General features: G+C 61.6%; 7 protein-coding genes. 4 read left to right on the top strand and 3 right to left on the bottom strand.

The window, feature by feature from the left end:
* A partial coding sequence (locus tag BLP76_RS18430; protein ID WP_171904426.1) for a transposase occupies positions 1 to 216 on the top strand: 216 nt, incomplete at its 5' end.
* A 156-nt stretch (positions 217 to 372) separates the two neighbouring features.
* Here BLP76_RS18430 and BLP76_RS18425 read toward each other — a convergent pair.
* On the bottom strand, positions 373 to 1,587 hold the full coding sequence (locus tag BLP76_RS18425; RefSeq protein WP_092816686.1) for an NADP-dependent isocitrate dehydrogenase: 1,215 nt from the start codon (positions 1,585 to 1,587) through the stop codon (positions 373 to 375).
* Between the two features lie 475 nt (positions 1,588 to 2,062).
* On the opposite strand from BLP76_RS18425, the gene BLP76_RS18420 reads away from it, so the two are divergent.
* Together BLP76_RS18420 and murI are read left to right on the top strand one after the other, a co-directional pair.
* Positions 2,063 to 2,872, top strand: a complete 810-nt coding sequence (locus BLP76_RS18420) for an RNA methyltransferase (protein WP_280139975.1) — start codon at positions 2,063 to 2,065, stop codon at positions 2,870 to 2,872.
* 5 nt (positions 2,873 to 2,877) lie between these two features.
* Complete coding sequence (gene murI / locus BLP76_RS18415) at positions 2,878 to 3,660, top strand: glutamate racemase (RefSeq protein ID WP_092816682.1); 783 nt, start codon at positions 2,878 to 2,880, stop codon at positions 3,658 to 3,660.
* Positions 3,661 to 3,742: 82 nt separating this feature from the next.
* Here the strand turns inward: murI and BLP76_RS18410 are convergent, their stop codons facing one another.
* Positions 3,743 to 5,095, bottom strand: a complete 1,353-nt coding sequence (locus tag BLP76_RS18410; RefSeq protein WP_092816680.1) for an esterase-like activity of phytase family protein — start codon at positions 5,093 to 5,095, stop codon at positions 3,743 to 3,745.
* A 358-nt stretch (positions 5,096 to 5,453) separates the two neighbouring features.
* Between BLP76_RS18410 and rpsD the strand changes: the two genes are divergently transcribed.
* Positions 5,454 to 6,074 carry a 30S ribosomal protein S4 gene (gene rpsD / locus BLP76_RS18405; protein ID WP_092816678.1) on the top strand — a complete coding sequence of 207 codons (621 nt, stop codon included), beginning with the start codon at positions 5,454 to 5,456 and terminating at the stop codon, positions 6,072 to 6,074.
* Positions 6,075 to 6,227: 153 nt separating this feature from the next.
* Here rpsD and BLP76_RS18675 read toward each other — a convergent pair.
* On the bottom strand, positions 6,228 to 6,383 hold a 156-nt coding region (locus tag BLP76_RS18675; protein WP_171904424.1), incomplete at its 5' end, for a transposase.

Raw genomic sequence — 6,383 nt, 5'->3', positions numbered from 1 at the left:
CATCGCCTGACACCCTGGGGCAAAGCGATCTACAAGCGGCGCAAGGAGACGGTGGAACGCTCCTTTGCCGATGCAAAGCAGCTCCATGGCCACCGCTACGCCCGGTTCCGAAGTCTGAGCCGCGTCTCCAGCCAGTGCCTGCTCGCCGCCGCCGCTCAGAACATCAAGAAGATGGCCATCGCACTCAGCCGGATGCCGGCTCCGAGCCCCGCATGAGGGCCCCCAGCATCCGCTTCGACGTAGACAGACAAAATCGAGCAGCGATCCGCATCACCACAAAAAACAAACCCCGCCAAAAATGACGGGGTTCGTCAGCAGTCTGAGGGCGGCTCGTCGCCGCCCTTAAATAATCGTGCCAGAAAGACCGGGCCGTCAGCCCATCGCCTTCTGCAAATTGGTGTCGATCTTGTCGAGGAAGCCCGTCGTCGACAGCCACGGCTGATCGGGACCGACGAGGAGGGCAAGGTCCTTCGTCATGGCGCCGGATTCGATGGTGTTGACCACCGTCCGTTCCAGCGTGTCGGCGAAGTGCTTCAGCTCCTTGTTGTCGTCGAGCTTGGCACGGTGCGCGAGCCCGCGGCTCCAGGCGAAGATCGAGGCCGTCGAATTGGTCGACGTCTCGCGGCCCTGCTGGTGCAGACGGTAGTGCCGGGTGACGGTGCCGTGCGCGGCCTCTGCTTCGACCGTGTTGCCGTCCGGCGTCATCAGCACGGAGGTCATCAGGCCGAGGGAGCCGAAGCCCTGAGCGACAGTATCGGACTGCACGTCGCCGTCGTAGTTCTTTGCCGCCCAGACGAAGCCGCCCGACCATTTCAGCGCCGCCGCGACCATGTCGTCGATCAGCCGGTGCTCGTAGGTGATCTGGCGCGCCTCGTATTTCTCCTTGAACTCGGCTTCGTAGATCTCCTGGAAGAGGTCCTTGAAGCGACCGTCATAGGCCTTGAGGATCGTGTTCTTGGTCGAAAGATAGACCGAGTAGCCGCGCATCAGACCGTAATTGAGTGAGGCACGGGCGAAGTCGCGGATCGATTCGTCGAGGTTGTACATGCCCATGGCGACACCGCCGTCCGGGAAATCAAAGACTTCGTATTCCTTGGAATCGGAGCCATCCTTCGATTCCCAGCGCATCGTCAGCTTGCCGGCGCCCGGGACGACGAAATCCGTCGCCTTGTACTGGTCGCCGAAGGCGTGGCGGCCGATGACGATCGGCTTAGTCCAGCCCGGGACCAGTCGCGGGACGTTCGAGCAGATGATCGGCTCGCGAAAGACGACGCCGCCCAGAATGTTGCGAATCGTGCCGTTCGGGGACCGCCACATCTTCTTGAGGCCGAATTCTTCGACGCGGGCTTCGTCCGGTGTGATCGTGGCGCATTTGACGCCGACGCCGACCTTCTTGATTGCCTCGGCCGCATCCACCGTCACCTGATCCTCGGTGGCATCACGGTTCTCGATACCGAGATCGTAGTACTGGAGATCGAGGTCGAGATATGGGTGGATGAGCTTTTCCTTGATGTAGTGCCAGATGATCCGGGTCATCTCGTCGCCGTCGAGTTCGACGACGGGGTTCTCCACCTTAATCTTCGCCATGGATTTTCCTGTCTGCGTTGCTCGGTGCTGTGTGGGGCCGGAGCGGCTTTTCCGCACATTCAGATCAACGGGCGTATAGCAAACGCCCTCCGCCGCGCAAACACGGCGAAGGGCGAGAAATTGATTCTCTCATGAGGCTCGTCGCGAGCCTGCCTCGTTCAGGTCATAGGAGACCGGCAAGAGAGAGGATGATGATGATGATGGCGACCAGGCCAACGAGGTAGACAATATTGCGCATGGCGGGTGGCTCCGTGTCTGTTGAGGCTTATAAGCGCGGTTGCGTGGAAGGTGCCGCTCAGGCGAGGCCGAGCAGCGACAGAACCGCCACGACGATGACGATAAGACCAACGATATAGATAATGCTTCGCATCATGCCCTCTCTTAGTGTGCGTTCAATTCAGCTTTGCGGTGACAATTCCTGCTTTGCGACATGGTTCCGCGGATTTCTTGGCCCGATCGGGCAAAGGAGGGGGGCGTGAGCGGCGAGAGCGGGGCAAAAACCACCCAAGTCCCTGGGCCTGCAATCATCCTCGTCGAGCCGCAGCTCGGGGAGAATATCGGCATGGTGGCCCGGGCGATGGCGAATTTCGGTCTGTCCGATCTGCGCCTGGTTGCACCACGCGACGGCTGGCCGAACGAAAAGGCGCGCGCTGCGGCAAGCCGGGCCGATCATGTGATCGACGCGGTCAGGGTCTATGGGAGTGTTGCCGAAGCCGTTGCGGAGCTGCGCTTCGTGCTCGCAACGACGGCCCGCACGCGGGAGATTCCGAAAGAGGTTCTGGGCCCGCGCGAGGCCGCGGCTGCCTTGCGCGAACGAGAAAGCCTCGGTCAGGCGACGGGCCTCTTGTTCGGTCGCGAGCGTTGGGGGCTCGTCAATGAAGAGATCGCCTATGCCGACAAGATCGTGACGTTTCCGGTCAATCCCAGTTTCGCTTCCCTCAATCTGGCGCAATCTGTGCTTCTGATGAGCTACGAATGGCTGCAATCCGGCCTGGGCGAGGGCGAGCTTCCGACGCGTGCGGCTCTTCCCGAGCTCGATGAGATGCCGGCGCCGAAAGCCGAGCTGGTCGGTTTGATGGAGCATCTGGAAAGCGCATTGGAGCCGACAGGCTATTATCGGACCGAAGAGAAGCGCCCTGTGATGGTCCGCAATCTGCGCGCCATGCTGCAGAGGCCGGGATTCACGACCACGGAAATCCGTGCGTTGCGCGGCGTGGTGGCCGCGCTCGAGGGCCGCAAAACCAAGCGCGATATCGCGAGGGCGGCCGGCGAAGAGGATGAGTGACGAGAATGCATGACGCCGGCCCGGTGCTGGTGTTCGATTCCGGGCTCGGCGGAGTTTCCGTCGTTCGGGCGATCAGCCAACAAATGCCTCGCATCCGTCTCGTCTATGTGGCCGACGATGCAGCCTTTCCCTACGGGGATTGGGAAGACGACGCGCTCCGCACGCATATCGTCGAACTGATGGGGCGCCTCATCGCCCAGTATCGCCCGACGGCGGTCGTCATCGCCTGCAATACGGCTTCGACGCTCGTCCTGCCGGCGCTGCGGGCGCGTTACGATATTCCCTTCGTCGGCACCGTTCCGGCGATCAAGCCGGCGGCCGAACAGACCAAGACGGGGATCATCGCCGTTCTTGCGACGCCCGGCACTATGCGGCGCGATTATACGCGCGATCTCATTCGAAAGTTCGCCTCGCTCGTCCATGTGCGGCTCGTCGGTGCGCCGTTGCTGGCGGCTTTCGCCGAAGCGCGGATGCGCGGCGAAGCGATCGACGAGAGGTCGCTCGCAGAGCAGATCGAACCTTGCTTCGTGGAGATCGAAGGGCGGCGCACCGATATGGTGGTGCTCGCCTGCACGCATTATCCCTTCCTGACCGATCTATTCGACCGGCATGCACCATGGCCGGTGTGTTTCATCGATCCCGCACCAGCCATTGCGCGTCGGTTGGCAAGCGTTTTGGAAGGCCGACGGGTGGATGGAGGACCGGGAACCGCCGCATTTACGAGCGGTCGGCCGGTGCTGGCGCCGGTGTTGCAGGTTTTGCGGCAGTATCGGTTGGCTGTAGCATAATTCCGGATCGGAATATTTCGCCGGCACGCCCGCAGGGAGACGGACGCGCCGGCGATGCCGATCGCTCGGCTTCAAAGGGGAACTATTCGGCTTTGAGGAAGTCGCTGACGTCCAGGAGCACGAATTCGTTGTCGTCGGCCTTGTTCAGGGATCGGCCTGCCGAGAAGGGCAGGTTGTTGTCGTTGCCGACGACGATATGCGTCGGGTCGACCACATCCACGTTCTCGATCGTCACGAAAGGCATGTCGTAAAAGCCTTCGCCGCCGCCCTGCACCTTCTTGCCGTCGGTGTCGTCGATCTTGAGAAGGTCGATGTAGCTGATCTTGCGGACGGGCCCGCCTTCCATCTCGTCGGTCATCTCGATCTTGTAGATGCGCTTCAGCTTGGCCGGCTTGGCGAAGCAGTCGGTTGCCGTCGACTTCGGGTCGTCACAGGCTTCGTCGGCCGAACCGGCGCCGTTGTCGCGCTCGATGATGAGGCCGTGCGTGTCGTCGATCATGTTGAAGTCGCCGATCGCCTCGCCGCCCTCCGCCAGGGGATAGAGCCAGGAGCGACCAGTCCATTCGCCTTTCGCCACGTCGAATTCGATGATGCGCAACGCCGGATGACCGTCGACCTTTTCGACTTCGCCGTCGACATAGACCGGGCCTTCCAGCAGACCGTAGAGCTTCGACTTGTCGGGCGAGGAGGCAAGACCCTCGTAACCGCCGGAGCGCTTCAGATTGAAGGCGGGCATCTCGGTTGCCGGGTTGCCCGGCAGACGCAGGAAGGGATTGTCGGGCGAGGTGACCGGTTTGTTGCCGATTTTCGTCTCGACGAGCGTTTCGAGTTCTCCATCCTTGTTGAATTTGAGGAGATAGGGGCCGAACTCCTCGCCGATCCAAAAGCCGTCTTCGACCGGTTGGATCGATTCGACGTCAAAATCGGCACCGGTCAGAAAGCGGCTTTCCGAGCCCTCGTTGACGACCGGGAAGGGCGTCACCTCGTTCGGGTCGGACAGGAAGACGGTGTCGAGCCGGTTCACCTTGTTCGCGTCCCAGTCGAACGACAGGTGATGGATCATCAAGGCCGCGTCGGCCGAATTGATCTTGGAGCCGAAGCCGTTGTCGGAGAGCGACCAGAAGGTGCCGTCATCCATCTTCTTGATGCCGGAGAAACCCTGGATCGGCTGACCGTCGAACGGCATGTCTAGGCCAGTCGGGCGCGCTCCGTCCTTGCCCGCGACTTTTGTCTCGCCGGCGCGATGGAAGTCGGAGGAGGTGAACTTTGCGGAGGTCGCGAGGCTTGCCGGAGCGTCCTTCGGAGGTTCGACGAAGGTTGCCGCCGGCAGCACGGCATGCGCTTCGAGCTTCGCCGGGAACGCCTTTTCCTGCGCGTTCGCGTGGCTCAGAAGGGCTGCGGAAGCGGTTGCCGCCAGAAGGAATGTGCGTATCATCAATGTGGCCTCTCATTTGGGGGTGCGCCCGGTTTGGGCCTGCCGGGCTCGGCTCCCATGAAGACAGCTTTGATTGCAGGCCGTTGACGGGCGGATGAAGCGACGATGAAGAGCGCATCGCGGATCTCGCGTGCGGTTCTTGTTTGACAGAAAGCGATAAAACCCATAAGTCAGCCGCGGCTCGGCGCTTTCAGCGCGCGGGGCCCGCACCCGTGGGGTCACTTCCGCCAACTTATGTTCGGATCGGAATTTCGGCGAGCGCTTCGCCGAACCCCTGTCAGTCGTTTGTCCGCAATTGCGGTATGGGCGGCAGAGGAGGGCGCGTTTCGAAACGCGAAACGGTAAGGATATCAGCGTTATGAGCAAGCGCCAGAGCGCCAAGTACAAACTTGATCGCCGCATGGGCGAAAATATCTGGGGTCGCCCGAAGAGCCCAGTCAACAAGCGTGAATACGGTCCGGGCCAGCATGGTCAGCGCCGCAAGTCGAAGCTTTCGGACTTCGGTGTGCAGCTGCGTGCCAAGCAGAAGCTGAAGGGCTATTACGGCGAGATTCGCGAAAAGCAGTTCCGCAAAATTTACGACGAGGCTGCGCGCCTGAAGGGCGACACCTCGGAGAAGCTGATCGGCCTTCTGGAGAGCCGTCTCGACGCGATCGTCTACCGCGCGAAGTTCGTGGCGACGGTCTTTGCGGCGCGCCAGTTCGTCAATCACGGTCATGTCCGCGTCAACGGCCAGAAGGTCAACATCCCGAGCTATCGCTGCAAGCCGGGCGACGTGATCGAAGTGCGCGAGCGCTCCAAGCAGATCGCCGTCGTGCTCGAGGCGACCGATCTCGCCGAGCGTGATGTGCCGGATTACATCGATGCCGACCACAACAAGATGACGGCCACCTTCACCCGCGTGCCGGCCTTCTCCGAAGTGCCGTATCCGGTGACAATGGAGCCGAACCTCGTGGTCGAGTTCTATTCGCGCCAGTAAACGGTTGCGATCCCAAAGCTTTTCAAGTGCCGCCTTTGGGCGGCCCTCAGACTGCTGACGAACCCCGTCATTTTTGGCGGGGTTTGTTTTTTGTGGTGATGCGGATCGCTGCTCGATTTTGTCTGTCTACGTCGAAGCGGATGCTGGGGGCCCTCATGCGGGGCTCGGAGCCGGCATCCGGCTGAGTGCGATGGCCATCTTCTTGATGTTCTGAGCGGCGGCGGCGAGCAGGCACTGGCTGGAGACGCGGCTCAGACTTCGGAACCGGGCGTAGCGGTGGCCATGGAGCTGCTTTGCATCGGCAAAGGA

It is taken from the genome of Afifella marina DSM 2698 (assembly GCF_900102695.1).
Lineage (GTDB): Bacteria > Pseudomonadota > Alphaproteobacteria > Rhizobiales > Afifellaceae > Afifella > Afifella marina.
The sequence above is the reverse complement of the archived record's forward strand: the minus strand, read 5'-3'. Positions and strand labels throughout refer to the sequence as shown.

What these genes read in the sequence shown, in the direction of transcription:
- BLP76_RS18425 (WP_092816686.1), bottom strand. Translation starts at nt 1,587, where the DNA reads ATGGCGAAGATTAAGGTGGAGAACCCCGTCGTCGAACTCGACGGCGAC.
- rpsD (WP_092816678.1), top strand. Translation starts at nt 5,454, where the DNA reads ATGAGCAAGCGCCAGAGCGCCAAGTACAAACTTGATCGCCGCATGGGC.
- BLP76_RS18410 (WP_092816680.1), bottom strand. Translation starts at nt 5,095, where the DNA reads ATGATACGCACATTCCTTCTGGCGGCAACCGCTTCCGCAGCCCTTCTG.
- murI (WP_092816682.1), top strand. Translation starts at nt 2,878, where the DNA reads ATGCATGACGCCGGCCCGGTGCTGGTGTTCGATTCCGGGCTCGGCGGA.